Raw genomic sequence first — 15893 nt, 5'->3', positions numbered from 1 at the left:
CCCGACCAGCCAGACCACCAGAATTCCCCAAAAGGTCTTGACGAAGTGTCATCCTCGGGCAGATCGGCCTTTGCTTCCTCGATGGGAGCTCTGGCCATCATAAGAAGAGGTGGGACAATGCGGTCTTCTATTCCTGCCGCCATGCCCCCCGGAGACTCCCATGACTGAGCAGCCCTCCTCCCTGTATGGAACCCAGCCCGAGTCGCCTCGGCCCCAGCCGCCGGGCCTGATGGATCAGATCACCGGCGTGTTCACGGCCCCCGTCGACCTTTTCCAGCGGCTCAACAAAGCCCCCAGCTGGGCCTGGGCCCTGGGCGCCATCATCGTCGCGAGCCTGGTGGTCACGGTCATCTGGGGCTTGAAGGTGGATGTGGAGGAGATGCTGCGGCCCATCCTTGAGCGCAATCCCCAGATCCAGTCGTCCCAGATCGACATGATCATCGAGATGCAGAAGAAGTTCATCATGCCCTTCGGCATCCTGGGGGCCCTGCTCGGCACGCCCGCAGTCTTGGCCGTCATGGGCCTTTTCTACTGGCTGGTGGGCAAGGCCCTGCCCCAGGGCGAAGCCCCCAGCTATCTCCAGGCCTTCAGCGCCGCCGTGGTGCCGGGCCTGGTGAAACTGCCCCTCCTGCTCCTGATCGCCGTGATCTGTCTGATGCGTCCCATCGGCGGCCTGACGCCGGATCGGATCGCGCCCACGTCCCTGGGCTACTTCCTGCATGTGGAAAGCCTCCGTCTCCAGGCCGTGCTCTTCAGCTTGGAGTTCTTCCGCCTGGCTGAGGCCGTCCTGGCCTTCCTGGCGCTCCGGTATCTGGTCCGCATGAAGACCGCGGGTGCCCTGATCTGCGTTCTGCTGCCCCTGTTCCTCATGGTCGGGTTCAGCCTTCTAAGAGCCAACTAGATGATTTCTCGGAACACCAAGCTCCTCATCGGCGGGGCCACCTTCGTCGTTCTGATTGTCCTCGGCATCGCCTTCGGCGGTTCCCGGGACGAGGACAGCGCCTATTCCTGGGACGCGATGGGCCGCGGCGACATCCGCGAAACCATCAGCGCCAGCGGCGAGATCCGCGCCAAGACCCAGATCAACATCGGCACTTCCGTCGCCGGCGAGATCAAGGCCATCCACGTGAAAGACGGCCAGAACGTGAAGGCCGGCGACCTGCTCGTCACCATCGACCAGGAGCGCCTCCGGCAAGCCCTGGCTCAGGCCCAGGCCGGCCTCGACGCCGCCCGCCAGGACGCGTCCCGCCTGGAAGCCGCCATGCGCCGCAGCGTGGACAGCTTCCCCCGCTACGAAGCTCTCCGCCAGCAGGGACTCATGTCCGACGAGGACTTCCGCCAGCAGAAGCTGGCCAAGGAAAGCGCCGTGCTGTCCTACAACTCGGCCCGGGCCGCCGTCGCTCAAAGCGAGGCCAACTTGAAGGGCATGCAGGATGGCCTGTCCAAGGCCACGCTGCGCGCCCCGATCGCGGGACGCGTCACAAGCCTGAAGGCCGAAAAGGGGGAAACGGCCATCCCCGGCATGAGCAACCTCCCCGGCGCCACGCTCATGATCATTTCCGACATGAGCGAGATGCAGGCGGAGATCAAAGTCAACGAAAGCGAGGTCGTGCGTACCAAGGTGGGACAGACCGCCCAGGTCACCGTGGAATCCCTGCCCGGCAAGGTCTTCCAGGGTTCGGTCATCGAGGTGGCCACGGGCACCGAGAAGGTCGGCACCGACGCCAACCTCTACAAGGTGAAGGTGGTGCTCGCGGGGCAGCGCGAGGACCTGGACAACCTCCGCCCAGGCATGAGCGCCCGTGCCGTCATCCTCACCCACGAGGTCAAGGGTGTGCTGCGCGTGCCTCTCCAGTCGGTGCTCGAACGCGAAGGCAGCCTGGAGGACGCGCAGAAACAGGGCCTTCTGGCCCCGGCGTCGCGCAACATCGTGTTCGTCTTCAAGAACGGCAAGGCCGAAGAGCGTCTCGTGCAGATCGGCATCGCCAATACGCAGTTCTTCGAATTGAAGGAGGGCCTGGCCGAGGGCGACAAGGTGCTCACGGGCCCCATCCGCAAGCTGAAGGACTTGAAGGACAAGGCTACCGTGAGCCTGCGGGCGCGATCCGATAGCGAGCTGGCGAAGACCAAGGGCGCGAAGAAGTAATGGACGTCCGCGAACCCCTCTCCGCCGCCATCCGCGCCCTCAAGGCCAACAAGATGCGCTCGGCCCTCACGACGCTGGGCATCATCATCGGCGTGGCCGCGGTCATCGTGGTGGTGAGCCTCGTCCAGGGCCTCAAGACCAGCGTGCTGAAACAGGTGGAGCGGGCCGGCAGCCAGACCATCTTCATCCGGCCCGTCTTCCCCATGGACATGCCCCTGGCCGAGTACACCAAGATCAAAAACAAGGACATGACCCTGGACGAGATGCGGCGGCTCGCCCGCTCGGTACCGCAGATCACCCAGGTGACGCCCCTCTTCTTCAACGGCATCGAAGTGAAGGCCGGGGGCCGCAGCGCCAACGTCAACCAGATCATGACGGACGAGACCTACCTGGAACTCAACAGCATCAACCTGGTGGCGGGCCGGAACTTCGTGCCGTCGGATCTGCGCCTTGGGAACAAGGTGGCCATCATCGGCCCCCGGGTGATCGAGAAGCTGGGCATCAAGGGCAATCCCCTGGGCCACCTCCTCAGCACGCCCACCCTCAGCCTGGAGATCATCGGGGTACTCGAAGAACAGGGCGCCCAGTTGGGCAACGACCCCGATCAGAACATCCTCATCCCCCTCACCACCGGCATGGCCCAGCTCACCGAGGCCCAACGGCGGCAGCTCTTCTTCCAGGCCCGGGTGGATCCGCGCCTGACGGCCGATGACGGCGCCGAGCTGGTGGAGGAATCCCTGCGCCGCATCAAGGGTCTGCGCGGCACGGAACCCAGCGGGTTCAAGGTCTTCAGCCCCAAGCAGATCACCGGCATCATCAGCGGCATCACGGGCACCATCACCGCCGTGGCCGGCGGCATGGTCTCCATCGCCCTGCTAGTGGGCGGCATTGGCATCATGAACATCATGCTGGTGAGCGTCACCGAACGCACCCGGGAGATCGGTGTGCGCAAGGCCGTGGGCGCCAAGCGCCGCGACATCATGCTGCAGTTCCTCATCGAGGCTGCCTTCCTCTGCATCATGGGGGGCGCCATCGGCGTGGGCCTGGGCTTCGTCCTCGGTGCGGCCATCGGCAAGGCCCTGCTGGGCACCATGGGCGCTGTGCCCGTCTGGGCCCTCGTCAGCGCCCTCGGCGTCCCCGCCGCCATCGGCCTCGTCTTCGGCCTCTACCCCGCCGCCAAGGCCAGCAAACTGGATCCGATCGAAGCACTCCGTTACGAATAGTGGCGCGCTCCGATCCAGATTTTTCCAACATAGGCGATGCAAAAGTCTTAAAATGGACGAACCCGCCCATTTAATGAGACTTCACCGGTTGATGTCTGTATTCGGAAGAACCCATGCTCCGTCGAAAATGGCTGTACATCGGTGGCACCGTCCTCCTCGTAGGGGGGCCCATTGCCTGGAAGGCTTATGCAGGCCCCACCGCGGCCGACCTGGCCTTCACGGTAGAGACGGTCCGCCGGCAGGACGTGAAGGAGAGCGTTACCGCGAACGGCGAGATCCAGGCCCTGTCGAAGGTGAATGTCGGCACGACCGTCACTGGAGAGATCAAGCAAATCCATGTGAAGGATGGCCAGACAGTGAAAGCCGGCGACCTTCTCGTGACGCTGGATCAGGAGCGCTTCAAGCAGGATCTGAATCGCGCTGATCTGAGCCTGCGCATGGCCCACCAGGATCGGGACAATGCCGAGGCGGTCTACCGGAAGCAGCAGGGCACCTTTCAGCGTCAGGAGGCCCTCTTCAAGCAGGAGCTGCTTTCCCTGGATCAATACCAGGACGCCAAGCTCGCCCGCGACAACGCCGACATCGCCTTCCAGCGCGCCAAGGTGGCCGTACAGCAAGCTGAGGCCCAGGTGGCCCTCTCGAGGGATGCCCTGGACAAGACGGTGCTGCGCGCCCCCATGGCTGGCCGGGTGACGGGCCTCAAGGCCGAGAAAGGGGAGATGGCCATCGCCGGCCAGACCTCCATCGCCGGGGCCGTGCTCATGGTGATCTCGGACCTGGGCGAGATCCTCGCTGAAGCGAAGGTGGGCGAACTGGAAGTCTCCAAGCTGCGGCTGGGTCAGCCGGCGGAAGTGCAGGTGGACGCGCTTCCGGGAGTCGTGTTCCAGGCCAAGGTGTTCAATGTGGCCAGCAGCTCTGATCGCGGCCAGAACCAGAGCCTCTTCGGTGGCAGCAACCAGGAGCCCCAGAACTACAAGGTGCGGGTCATCCTGCGGGGCGACCGCGCGGACCTGGACCGCCTCCGTCCCGGCATGAGCGCCCGCGTGGCGGTGCTGGCCAACGAGATCAAGAACACGCTCGCGGTGCCCCTCCAAGCGGTGATGGAACGGGAAGACCGGTCTGGAGGGCTGGGCCTCATGCCGCGCACTCGGACCACCGTCTTCCTGGTGAAGGATGGCACCGCCGAGGAACGCACCGTCCGCCTCGGCGCTTCCACGCGCCGGACGGCCGAAGTCCTGGAAGGGCTGAAGGAAGGCGAGACCCTCATCACCGGTCCGGCCAAGGGCATGAACGGGCTCACCGCCGGCCAAAAGGTGAAGCTGGCAAAGGCCGGGGCGGCCAAGTGATTGCCTGGCGCTTCCGGGCGCAGGAGCAGCTCCACGCAGCCATCCAGAGCATCTGGTCCCACCGGCTGCGGTCGGTGCTCACGACCCTGGGCATCATCATCGGCGTGGCTTCCGTCATCACCGTGGTGAACCTCACCAAGAGCCTCGAAGCCCGCATCATGGCCGATGTGAACCAGGAGGGCAGCCTCACGTTTTTCCTGAGCCCGGGCATGTCCAACAAAGACTGGCGGGCCGGAAAGAAGGTCAAGCGTCAGCCGCTGGATGCAGAGACCATTCGAGACCTCCGTGTGATGGTGCCGCAGATCCGGGAAGTGTCCCCCGACGTCATGGTCTGGGGCCGCAACGTGGCCAAAGCGGGCGATGTGAGCCGCCGGGTGCTGCTCCACGCCATCGGCGAGAATGGCCTGGATCTCGCCAATCTCAAGCTTGAGGAAGGGCGCTCCTTCACCCCCACAGACCGCAGTACCCGCGCCCCGGTGGTCGTGCTCGGCGCCAAGATCGCCGAAGAGATGGGCCTTGAACACGCGGTCGGGAAGACCTTCACGATCAACGGTCAGACGGCCGAGGTCGTCGGCCTCCTCAAGAAGCAGGGAGACATCCCCTTCCAGGCTTCGCAGGATGATGAGGCGATGTGGGGGACGGACAACGAGGTGTTCATCCCCTTCGGCAGCTTCAAGGAGTTCATGCAGCCTTGGATGTGGGACAACATCAGCTACCGGCTGCAGGTCGATCCCTCCCTCAAGATGGCTGAGGCCGAAGAGCTTCTCCGCATCAGCCTGCGCCGGGCGCGGGGACTCCGGGGCGATGACGTGGACAACTTCGATCTGTCCACCAACCAGAAGCAGGTGGAGATGGTCGAGAAACTGACCGGCAGCCTCATGCTGGCGGCGGGGGGCATGGTGTCCATCAGCCTGCTGGTGGGCGGCATTGGCGTCATGAACATCATGCTGGTGAGCGTCACCGAACGCACCCGCGAGATCGGCATCCGCAAGGCCCTCGGCGCCCGCCGGCGCACCATCCTCCTCCAGTTCCTCATCGAGGCCACCCTGCTCTGCCTCGTGGGCGGCCTCATCGGCCTCGGGCTCGGCCTCTCACTGGGCGGAATCCTCAGCCAGGTGCTGCTCAAGCAGGTGGGTCATGTGCCTCCCTGGACCGTGGCCTCGGCCTTCCTCGTCCCCGCGGCGGTCGGCCTGGGCTTCGGCCTCTACCCCGCCGCCAAGGCCAGCAAGCTGGATCCCATCGAGGCGCTCCGGTACGAGTAAGCTGGAGGTCCGTCTCGATCGGAGTTTCATATGTCAAAGGTTGTGCGCATTGCCAACGGGCAGGGTTTCTGGGGGGATAGCATCGACGCCCCCGTCCGGCTGGTGGAGGCGGGGGGGATTGATTACCTCACGCTGGACTACCTGGCAGAGGTGACGCTGTCCATCATGCAGAAGCAGCGGCGGAAGGACCCGCAGCTAGGCTACGCCACCGACTTCGTGGACCTCATGAAGCGCGTGCTGCCGCAGCTCAAGGCCAAGGGCATCCGCGTGGTGGCCAACGCCGGCGGCGTGAACCCCGAAGCCTGCCGCACGGCGGTGCTGGAGGTGGCGCGGAAGCTTGGCGTGAAGGGTGTGAAGATCGCCACGGTGACTGGCGATGACGTGCTGGGACGGCTGCCCGAGTTCCAGGGGAAGGGCCTGAAGCTGGCCAACATGGACACGGGCGAGGGCCTCTTCGACGCGCCGCGGGAGATCCTCAACGCCAACGTCTATTTGCAGACCCAGGCCATGGTGGAGGCCCTCGATACCGGCGCCGATATCGTGCTGACGGGCCGCTGCACGGATCCAGGCCTCACCCTGGCGCCCCTCATCCACGAGTTCAAGTGGGCCGCGGATGACTGGAACCGCCTGGCGGCGGGCACCGTGGCCGGGCACATTCTGGAGTGCGGCGCGCAAAGCACCGGCGGCAACTTCACCCGCTGGTGGGAGGTGCCTGACCTCTGGAACGTGGGCTATCCCATCGCGGAGGTCGCGGAGGACGGCACCTTCGTCATCACCAAGCATGCGGGTACCGGCGGCCTGGTGACGGTGGACACCGTGAGCGAGCAGCTGGTCTATGAGATGGGCGATCCCCAGAACTACATCACGCCGGACGTGGTGGCGGAATTCTCCAGCATCCACCTCGAACCGGCCGGCCCTGACCGGGTGCGCGTGTCGGGCATCACCGGCAAGCCCCGAACGCCCTTCCTCAAGGTGAGCGGTGCCTACCTCCGGGGCTACAAGGCCACGGGCCAGCTGACCCTGTGCGGTCCCCGGGCTCTGGAGAAGGCCCAGCTCTGCGCCGATATCGTCTGGAAGCGCCTAGAAGCTGCTGGATTTGAATACGAGCACACGGACGCCGAGTTCCTGGGGGCCAGCACGGTCCACGCCGGCATCGCCCCGGCCCCGGCGGATCCCGCCGAGATCGTCCTGCGCCTGAGCGTCAAAGATCCGGATCGGAAAAAAGTGGAGCGCTTCGGCCGCGAGATCGCGCCGCTCGTCACCGCCGGCCCTGCGGGTGTCACCGGTTTCGCGGGCGGGCGGCCCAAGGCCCAGGAGATCGTGGCCTACTGGCCGGCCCTGCTGCCCCGGGAACTGGTCAGTTGGAACGTGAGTGTCGAATCCGTCTGAGGCCTCAACCTCGGCGCGTCACCCTGGGTCCATCCTCCTGCCCTCTTGCAGGCACCAGTCGGGTCACACATCCTTGTTTCCACAGGTTCACGGAGCCGCCATGCGCCCACGCACCTCCCTCGTCCTCGGATCCCTCGGCATCCTGGCCCTGCTGGGCTGTTCAGGATCGGACTACCACGACGGCCCCTCATCCAGCTACCTGGTGAACGCCATCGCCGTGGCAGACATCGACGGCAACGGGCAGCCCGACATCCTGGGCCTGGTCTCCACGGACCTCGGCGGCGTTCCCACCCAGGGCTATGTCTCGACCCGGCTCCAGGGGCCTGCGGGTGCCTTCGCCATGCCCACCCGCTTCGGCGTGGGCACCGGCCCCGCCAACCTGGTGGTGGCTGACGTGAATGGAGATGGCCTGCCCGATCTTGTGGTGGCCAACGCCCATGACCAGACCGTGAGCGTGCGGCTGGCCGATCCGGCCCGGCCGGGCTTCTTCCAGCCCGCCATCGTGCTCGCCACGCTAGGCCGCACCCCACTGGACGTGGCTGTGGGTGACCTGGATGGCGACGGCAAGACGGACATCGTGGTGGCGGCTAGCGGCGCCAACAACGTCATGGTCTTCCTCCAGGGAGCCACCGCGGGCACCTTCCTCAGTCCCGTCACGTTCCCCGTGGGCGGCGATCCCCAGGCCGTCACCGTGGCGGATCTGGATGGCGACGGTCAGCCGGACATCGCCGTGGCCACGACGGCAAACACCGTCTCCGTCCTGCGTCAGCTCCAGTTCTCCCCGACCCTGGTCGCCCAGAGCGCCGTGGACTACCCCACCGGCATCCAGCCCGTGGCCATCAAGGCCGCGGACCTCAACGGCGATGGCAAGCTGGACCTGCTTACCGCCAACTATGGCGCATCCCTCACTCCCGGCACCCTGGGCCTGAGCGTGCTGATCCAGGGCGCCACCGCAGGCAGCTTCCTGCCACCAGTCCACTACACCACCAGCTACCGCTCCACTGCGCTGGCCGTGGGGGACCTGAACGGCGATGGCAAGCTGGACGTGGCCGTGGCGAACTCGGGCCTGCCCGGCGACCCCGGCAGTGTGTCCGTGTTCCTCCAGGATCCCGCCACGGCTGGCGCCTTGCTTACACCCACGGCCTACCGTGGTGCCTGGGGCCCCATGGGCGTGGCCATCGGCGACATGAACGGGGATGGCCTCCCGGATCTGGTGCTGGCGGACGGCGACATCGTGGTGCGTTTCAACAACGCCACCACGCCCGGCATCTTCGGACCCCCGCAGTTCTTCTACAACTGACAAGAAGAAGGCCCCGGAAACTGGGGCCTTCTTCTTGTCAGGCGACAGCCTTATCCGAGGTGGACACTGATCTTGCGTGGCCGCACCTCAGGGCGCTTGGGCACCATGAGCGTGAGGACGCCGTTGCGGAACTCGGCCACGACCTTATCCCCCTCCACATCCTCGGGCAGGGTGAAGGTACGACTGAACTGGCCGTGGCTGCGCTCCGCCAGGTGGATGCGCTCGCCATCCTTCAGGGTCTCCTCCTCGCGCTTGCCGGCGACGGTGAGGCGAGTCCCTTCGAGGCTGATTTCGAGGTCGGCTTCCAGAATGCCGGGCAAATCGGCCTTGAACTGGTAGGCATCCGGGGTTTCCTTCACGTCGAAGCTCGGCATGAAGGCGGCCGTCGGGGTGGCCAGATCGTAGTCCCGGAGCGGATCCCAGCGCATGAAGTCACGCATGAGGCGGAAGGGCTCCAGGCTGGCGGCGGTGGCCGGCAGGGTCTGCGGGTTGCGGGTCCGAAGGATGGTCATGAGTTCCTCCTGTGAAAGTGGCTCCTGGGCGTCCATGCACCTGAGTCGCAGGCCATGCCGCCACTGCCGAATAAAATATTAGTGCAATCAAGTCACATGTCAACCATTGGCTTCAAAAAAATCATAATTATTCGATTCCAAGGGGTTGACCTATCCCCGCGAGCAGATAAATTGGGTTCCGCCTGGGAGGTACCATGCGCCGAAGCGTCCTCATCATCGGCCTGCTGTCCGCGGGGCTCCTCGCGGGCTGGTGTGGCCATGCCCTCACGCCCAGCCTGGCGAAGCCCCGCGCCGTGGAGCCTCGGGGGCCCCTGCCTGAGTGGGAGCAGGTTTCCATCCGGCGCTTCAAGGAGGCTGCCCCCAGCGTGGTCTACATCACGACCACCGAGGAGCGCGCCCGCGACTTCTTCGGGCTCGATGTGGTGGAGGTGCCCACGGGCTCCGGCACGGGCTTCATCTGGGACGCACAGGGGCATGTGGTCACGAACTTCCATGTCATCCAGGGCGCCGCCCGGGCCTTCATCACCCTGGCGGACGGCAGCCGCCACGAGGCCACCTACGTGGGCGGCGCCCCGGACAAGGATCTGGCCGTACTCCTCATGACGAAGACCCCGCCCAAGCTGCGGCCCATCCCCCTGGGCACCAGCGCGGACCTGCAGGTGGGCCAGGCGGTGCTGGCCATCGGCAACCCGTTCGGCCTGGACCAGACGCTGACCACCGGCGTGGTGTCCGCGCTGGGCCGCGAGATCCAGAGCGTCACCCGACGGCGCATCGCGGGCGTGATCCAGACGGATGCCGCCATCAACCCTGGCAATAGCGGAGGGCCGCTGCTGGACAGCGCTGGACGGCTCGTGGGCGTGAACACGGCCATCCAGAGTCCCAGCGGGGCCAGCGCCGGCATCGGATTCGCCATGCCCGTGGACACCGTGAACCGCGTGGTGCCCCAGCTCATCGCCCGAGGCAAGCTGGAACGGGCCGACCTGGGCTTCGAGCCCGTGGCCCCGCGGCTGGTGGAGCGGGCCTTCGGCCCCCAGCAGGGCGTGATGGTGGGAAAGGTCTACCGCGGCGGTCCCGCGGCCCGGGCAGGCCTCCAGGGCGTGGGAGTCGAGGGCCGCAATGTCCTCCCTGGCGACCTCATCCAGGCCGTGAATGGCAAGGCCGTCGAAGACTGGGATGGCCTTCTGGACGCCGTGGAGACCCTGCCCCTGGGCGGCACCGTGAACCTGGATGTCCAGCGACAAGGCCAGAAATTGCGCGTAGGAATCCGATTGGAGCCCGCCAAGGATTGACGGCTGATCGTGGAAACCGTGGAACACGCTGGAAAAGCAAAGTAGAGAATCATCGGTGAGAAACGGTGAGGAACGGCGAGAAGGGCATTCGCAGCCTCACCGTTTCTCCTGTACCTCGCCGCTAGATGCCTATTCTCTTCAGCCCTGGATCCACACGGGCTCGAGGCCCAGCAGCTTCTCCACAGCCTCGCGGCCCCGGGGGCCGGGATCCACGGTGAAGTCGTTCACCCAGGCGTTCACGTAGCGGCCGATCATCTCGCGGTCCATGCCGCGGCCGAAGGATTGGCTATAGTCCACGCTCTCCCAGTGGCGGGCGCGGGCCATCTCCACGCTCTTGCGCATGAGCACGGCGAAGCGCTGCTTCACGTCCTTGGGCAGATCGCGGCGGATGGCGTTGCCACCCATGGGCAGGGGCAGGTCGTACGCGTGCTTCCACCAGGCGCCCAGGTCCACCACCAGGCGCAGGCCCGCGTCGTGGTACATCAGCTGGCTTTCGTGGATGAGCAGGCCGGCCTGGAAGCGGCCTCCGGCCACGGCCGTCAGGATCTGATCGAAGGGCACCAGCTCGACCTTGGGCTCGAAGCCGTGCTCCGCACACCACTTCCGCATGGCGAGGTAGGCACTGGTGCGCCGGCCCGGAATGGCAATGGTGAGGCCCTTCAGCCCGCTCACGTCCAGGGGCGCGCCACTCACCACCAGCGGGCCCGTGCCCTCCTGGATGCTGGAGCCCGCCGTAAGCAGGTCATAGCGCGCCAGAAGCTCCGGGTAGGCGCCGAAGCTGATGGCCGTGACGTCGTAGCGGCTTTCCAGGGCCTCGGTGTTCAGGGTCTCGATGTCCTTGCGGACAAAGGTGATGTCGAACTCCTCGGGATCCAGCCACCCCAGCGCCAGGGGCGCCATCATGTAGGCATCGTCGGAATCCGGGCTGTGGGCGATGGTGAACTTCATGGCGGACCTCCCCTCCAGTTCAGCACAGATTCCGGCTTGGAGGAGGTCCCCGAATCCGCCACAACTCGGACCGCAGGCGTGGACCCTAAGCTTAGAGTCTCCAGGGCAAATGGTCTGGAATACGTAGCCACCCTTGCACGACTGCCGCGACAACCAGGAATACCCGGTTCATTCATAGAGTTCGAGGCCGCTCTTCAGGCTGCTTTAGGTTCAGCCCCCCCAGAGGCGGTCGTTGGTTCCAGCGGAGCCCCCCTCCTGCCTGGGTCAGGTTCCCTTATTCCGGCTGAATATCGACAAACGGTGGCCTGTTCTCCGAGATCCCAAGTAAAGGTCACTTCCGGATGGATTAAACTCAATCTTCTCTCAGCCCCACATGCCTGCACTCTTCCGATTTCCTGCTAATGACGGAGGGCAAGTGCCCCAGGTAAGCGAATCTCGTCCGGGTACCTCCAGGCGCTCAAGCAGGCGCCTCGTCAGAAACCCGCTCCTCGGTGGCAAGCCTTCCGATCGAGGCCACGCATGATCCTGTTGGCGCTTGCCCTCATCCTTCCCGGTCATCCGGGCCCTCCCCCAAAAGCCAAGGCCGCCGGAACTGAGGTGAAAGTCGAGGACCGGTCCATCACCCTGCCGCCACTGCCCCTGACGGGAAGCCAAGGCCGGACCGGGTTCAAGGAGATCCATGCCCAGATCCGGGCAGCCATGGAGGATCTGAACCTCAGCCTGCAGGCCCTGTATGGAAGGCCGGAGGCCAGTCAGGCCTTGGCCGCGGATCTCTCGGTCCCGCCGGAGTTGGCGGAGGAGGGAGTCGTGCTGGTGGGCGTCATTGATGACCCTCAATATGCACGGCTCGAACGTGCCTATCTGGACACCTGGAAGGGGTGGCAAGCGGCTTTGGTGGAAGGTGGACTTGCAAAGCCCGTCCAAGCCTCGCCCAAGGCCCCAGAACCTCGCTCAAGGCAGTATGAAGATGCCAAAAAGAAGGGGCTGCTGGCCCTGCAGGCGCCCTCTCGACGGCTCCAGCACGTCACCCGGCTGGATGCGGGCTGGAGATCCAAGGATGAGGAGGACAACTTCTCGGACGCGCACTTTGGCGGAGCCCCCAAACAGCCAGAAGAACGTGCGATTCCCCTTACGGAGGTCACGAAAAAGGAGAATGACGCCCAGAACCGCATGGCCGTCACCGATCTGCTCCTTCCCGATCTTTCAGGAACCTGGAATCCATTGGTGGACCTGCTCAACGAGCGAGCCCTGAGGGTCCTGGACCAGGAACGGGCCTCGGAGGTGCTCAGCGATCCAGCCATGAACACCGTTCGTATTCACGCGAGAATCGCCTTGATGGAACGATTCCGGAAGGCCCTTTGGTACTGCGACCTGGTCTGGTGCCAGCTGGCTACGGTCGAGCCGCCCCCTCCCCCACCCAGGCTGGCCCGGCGGAAGCCAGGCCCTTCCAGCCATCCCGGGAGCTCGGAATAGCTCTCCCGCTACAAGGGCGCTTTCAACTTGAAATCCGTATGGCATTCCAGGCACTTCACCTCAGGCGCCTTGTGCTGATGGTGGCAGTCGGTGCAGGGGAACGGACCTGGGTGGTCCTTCTTCTTGGGCGGGTCATGGGGATTGACGGACAGGTGCTTGGTATAGGCCGCCATGGCCGCATAGTCCCCATGACAGACCATGCAGGATTCCTCGGCCACCGCGGCCTGCGTCGGGTTCTCGTTGCGGTGGCAGTCAAAGCAGATGAGGCCGCTCTTGGCATGTTTGCTGGGAAGGGGCTTGGGCGTGGCCGCCAGACCTGAATCGCCAATCAAAGCAGCAGAGATCAGAACAAGCGCCGCCATCGCGTTGGGTCTCATGGATTGCCCCTCATGACAGATCTGGATGCTCTGGGTTTCCACCAGCGTATTCCGAACCCAGGCCCCCGTCAGCGGGCAACGACGAAAACAGACCTGGATGGCTCCCTCCGTTGGATGGGCCGCTCACCCTGTTCCCAGCTAGGTCAGCCGATCTTCTCCGGATCCTTCGGCGCCAGCTTGCCCTTCACACGCTCGACAGCCTTGGCCGCCAGGGCGTAGCGCGGGTTCTCATCCAGGGCATGGCGGAAATGCTCGAGGGCCTTGTCCAGCTGGCCTTTGGCTTCGTACACGCGGCCCAGATTGAAGTGGGGATAGCAGTAGCTTTCGTAGCGCTGGGCCTTGAGGGCCATGCGCAGCCAGGGGATGGCCTCGTCGGGCTCACCCTGCTCCACGTAGTAGGCGCCGATGTCGTTGTAGGGGTTGCCGAACTCGGGATCCAGATCGATGGCCCGATGGCAGTCCTCGATGGCCGCGGCATAGTCCTTCTCGAAGGAGCGCGCCCAGCCGCGGAAGGTGTAGGCCTCCGCCGTGGGACAGATCTCGATGGACTTGGTGTAGAGGCTGACGGCCTTCGCCACTTCGCCCTTCATGTGAAGCTGGTAGGCCTTCCCCACCCACTCCATGGCTTCCTGGCGCTTGTCCTGGCGTTCCTGCTCGTCGCTCATGTGCCGCCCTCGCCGCCCCCAGGATAAAACCTTCAGACCGCGACGACCACCTTACCTTCTATCCTGGAATCATGGCCAACGATCTGCCCGGCTCCTACTGCCAAAACTGCCTGACCTGGAACCCTGGGGACCGGGAGACTTGCGTCAAGTGCGGAACGCGACTACTCATCCTGGCCGGCGACCAGACTTGGGAAGACGAGCCGGACGAACCCGAGGGCGGAGAGGACCTGGAAGAACACCTCCTGGAGCGCATCACAGGGTTGGAGGAGACCCTCCGCCGGGTGGAGACCTATCTGGAGACCGTCTCCGACCAGCTGGGCAAGCTGGAGCGCAGCGAGGTGATGCTGCGCAATGGCCTCATGGCCCTCGTGCAGGAGATGGAACACAAGCGCCAGCTGGACGCCCACGCCTTCTCCGAACGCTGGGAGCAGCTGGTGGAGGAGAACCTGCACCTCATCAGCGCCCGTGAGCTGTTCACCCGCTATCGTGCCCGCATCCTGCCCATCGCCCGGCCCAAGTCCATGTCCCAGCTCAAGCGTGCCCTGTTGGAGACCACGGCCCTGCTGGAGGCCGCCGACCTGCCGGGCGCCGCCCAGCGCCTGGGTCAGGCCCTGCCCATGGATCCCAAGAACTACGAGCTGATCTTCACGGCCGCCTCCCTGCACGAAGCCGCCCAGAATTTCGAGGAAGCCGAAGGTCTGGTGCGCAAGGCCGTGAGCCTGAGCCCGCGCCACTTCGAGGCCTGGATGCTGCTCGCCAAGCTGCTCCAGGAGTTGCCGGACCAGGCCGACCAGGCCATCGAGGCCCTGCACCAGGCCTCGGACCTGCGCCCCGAAGATCCTGAGCCCCGGATGCTGCTGGCCGAGCTGCTGCTGGATGAGGAGGACCTGCAAGGGGCGCTAGAGGCCGCCCAGGAAGCCGTGGCCCGCCGCAAGGATGGCGAAACCCTGCTGCTGCTGGGTCAGGTCCACCTGGCCCGGGGCGAAAGTGCCCTGGCGGTCCCCGCCCTCAAGGAGGCCAGCGCCTACCTGCCCGGCGAACTCCAGGTGCGCGAATCCCTGGCCGAGGCCTACCTCCAGCAGGGCGACCGGTCCAAGGCCTTCGCCATCCTTCAGGAGCTGCTCACCCAGAATCCCGGCGATCCCCACCTCCTCCTCATGCTCGACGCCGAGAACCACCCCCAGCTCCGGGAGGCCCGGGACGGCAAGACCGGCACCCAAACCCTGCTGGACGAGGCCGAGACGCTGCTGGACGAGAACCAGCTGGAACCCGCCTCCCTCCTCCTCAAGCGGGTGCGGCGGAAGGGGAAGAGCCAGCGCTCCGAGTGGCTGGATCTGCGTCTGGCCTTCCTCCAGAACCCGGAAAAGACACTGAAGCCGGCCCTGGATTTCGCGTGCTCGGACCGGCATCCGCGCCTCTGTTTCCTGGCCCTGCGCCTCGCCCTGGAGCACCTGATGGCCCAGAAGCGGGAGGCGGAGATCGCCCGGATTCTGGACGCCTACCTCACCCGGCACCCCAAGAGCACCGGCGCCTGGGAGGCCGCCCTCATGCGCCAGGCCTACCGCCTCATGAACGGCCAGGCCACGGACCAGGATCTGGTCGAGGTCCGCCGCCTCCACGCCCACCCGTTGCCCGGGATGGAGCCCCGCGCCCGCACCCTGCTGGGCCAGTACCTCCTGGCGCTCAAGCGGCACCAGGAAGTGCTGGATCTGCTCGATCCTCTGCTGGAGAAGGAACCCACCCTCATCAACCACTTCCAGCTCGGCGCCGCCCTGGCGGGCCTGGGTGAACGGGAGGAAGCCCGGACCCTGCTCAAGGCCGGCCTGGACGCCGAGGCCGGCGATCTCAACGACAGCCAGGCCAAGGGCGTGAAAAACCAGATCCGCGGCCTGCTGAAGGAGCTGGACGCGGTTCCCGAGACGTGAATCGGGCGTGATCGACCGCACAGCGTATTAAGTTGACA

General features: G+C 65.5%; 14 protein-coding genes. 10 read left to right on the top strand and 4 right to left on the bottom strand.

Translation table 11 applies throughout. The features are described from left to right. Positions 1-160 precede the first annotated feature (160 nt). From NOV74_RS09535 to NOV74_RS09505, 7 genes are all read left to right on the top strand, one after another. Entirely contained in the window at positions 161-901 is a 741-nt protein-coding gene (locus tag NOV74_RS09535) for a YIP1 family protein (RefSeq protein ID WP_257311529.1), read from the top strand. Continuing rightward, complete coding sequence (locus tag NOV74_RS09530; protein ID WP_257311525.1) at positions 902-2146, top strand: efflux RND transporter periplasmic adaptor subunit; 1245 nt, start codon at positions 902-904, stop codon at positions 2144-2146. Beyond that, positions 2146-3369, top strand: a complete 1224-nt coding sequence (locus NOV74_RS09525) for an ABC transporter permease (RefSeq protein WP_257311522.1) — start codon at positions 2146-2148, stop codon at positions 3367-3369. Before NOV74_RS09530 ends, NOV74_RS09525 begins: the two co-directional genes overlap by 1 nt. Positions 3370-3482: 113 nt before the next feature. Continuing rightward, positions 3483-4715, top strand: a complete 1233-nt coding sequence (locus NOV74_RS09520) for an efflux RND transporter periplasmic adaptor subunit (RefSeq protein WP_257311520.1) — start codon at positions 3483-3485, stop codon at positions 4713-4715. Continuing rightward, complete coding sequence (locus NOV74_RS09515; RefSeq protein ID WP_257311517.1) at positions 4712-5977, top strand: ABC transporter permease; 1266 nt, start codon at positions 4712-4714, stop codon at positions 5975-5977. The genes NOV74_RS09520 and NOV74_RS09515 overlap by 4 nt, the downstream gene beginning before the upstream one ends. Before the next feature lie 30 nt (positions 5978-6007). Beyond that, complete coding sequence (locus NOV74_RS09510; RefSeq protein ID WP_257311514.1) at positions 6008-7366, top strand: acyclic terpene utilization AtuA family protein; 1359 nt, start codon at positions 6008-6010, stop codon at positions 7364-7366. Positions 7367-7466: 100 nt separating this feature from the next. Further along, positions 7467-8666 carry an FG-GAP repeat domain-containing protein gene (locus tag NOV74_RS09505; RefSeq protein WP_257311511.1) on the top strand — a complete coding sequence of 400 codons (1200 nt, stop codon included), beginning with the start codon at positions 7467-7469 and terminating at the stop codon, positions 8664-8666. Positions 8667-8716: 50 nt separating this feature from the next. On the opposite strand, the gene NOV74_RS09500 is transcribed toward NOV74_RS09505, so the two are convergent. Continuing rightward, the gene (locus NOV74_RS09500; protein ID WP_257311509.1) at positions 8717-9178 is read right to left on the bottom strand and encodes an Hsp20/alpha crystallin family protein; all 462 of its coding nucleotides are present in this window, start codon (positions 9176-9178) and stop codon (positions 8717-8719) included. Between the two features lie 194 nt (positions 9179-9372). Here NOV74_RS09500 and NOV74_RS09495 point away from each other — a divergent pair, with 194 nt between their 5' ends. Next, positions 9373-10467, top strand: a complete 1095-nt coding sequence (locus NOV74_RS09495) for a S1C family serine protease (RefSeq protein WP_257311506.1) — start codon at positions 9373-9375, stop codon at positions 10465-10467. Positions 10468-10605: 138 nt separating this feature from the next. On the opposite strand, the gene NOV74_RS09490 is transcribed toward NOV74_RS09495, so the two are convergent. Beyond that, positions 10606-11415 carry an MqnA/MqnD/SBP family protein gene (locus tag NOV74_RS09490; RefSeq protein WP_257311503.1) on the bottom strand — a complete coding sequence of 270 codons (810 nt, stop codon included), beginning with the start codon at positions 11413-11415 and terminating at the stop codon, positions 10606-10608. A gap of 519 nt (positions 11416-11934) precedes the next feature. On the opposite strand from NOV74_RS09490, the gene NOV74_RS09485 reads away from it, so the two are divergent. Further along, positions 11935-12888: a hypothetical protein gene (locus NOV74_RS09485; RefSeq protein ID WP_257311501.1), complete on the top strand. Its 954-nt coding sequence runs from the start codon at positions 11935-11937 to the stop codon at positions 12886-12888. 8 nt (positions 12889-12896) lie between these two features. On the opposite strand, the gene NOV74_RS09480 is transcribed toward NOV74_RS09485, so the two are convergent. Further along, a complete protein-coding gene (locus NOV74_RS09480; protein WP_257311499.1) occupies positions 12897-13265 on the bottom strand; it encodes a cytochrome c3 family protein in 369 nt (122 codons plus the stop codon). 143 nt (positions 13266-13408) lie between these two features. Continuing rightward, positions 13409-13930, bottom strand: coding sequence for a tetratricopeptide repeat protein (locus NOV74_RS09475; protein WP_257311497.1), 522 nt, complete (start codon positions 13928-13930; stop codon positions 13409-13411). A 71-nt stretch (positions 13931-14001) separates the two neighbouring features. Here NOV74_RS09475 and NOV74_RS09470 point away from each other — a divergent pair, with 71 nt between their 5' ends. Beyond that, a complete protein-coding gene (locus tag NOV74_RS09470; RefSeq protein ID WP_257311494.1) occupies positions 14002-15855 on the top strand; it encodes a tetratricopeptide repeat protein in 1854 nt (617 codons plus the stop codon). Positions 15856-15893: the final 38 nt, after the last annotated feature.

This window comes from Geothrix fuzhouensis (assembly GCF_024609325.1).
GTDB classification, from domain to species: domain Bacteria; phylum Acidobacteriota; class Holophagae; order Holophagales; family Holophagaceae; genus Geothrix; species Geothrix fuzhouensis.
This window is presented reverse-complemented; position numbering and strand designations above follow the sequence as displayed.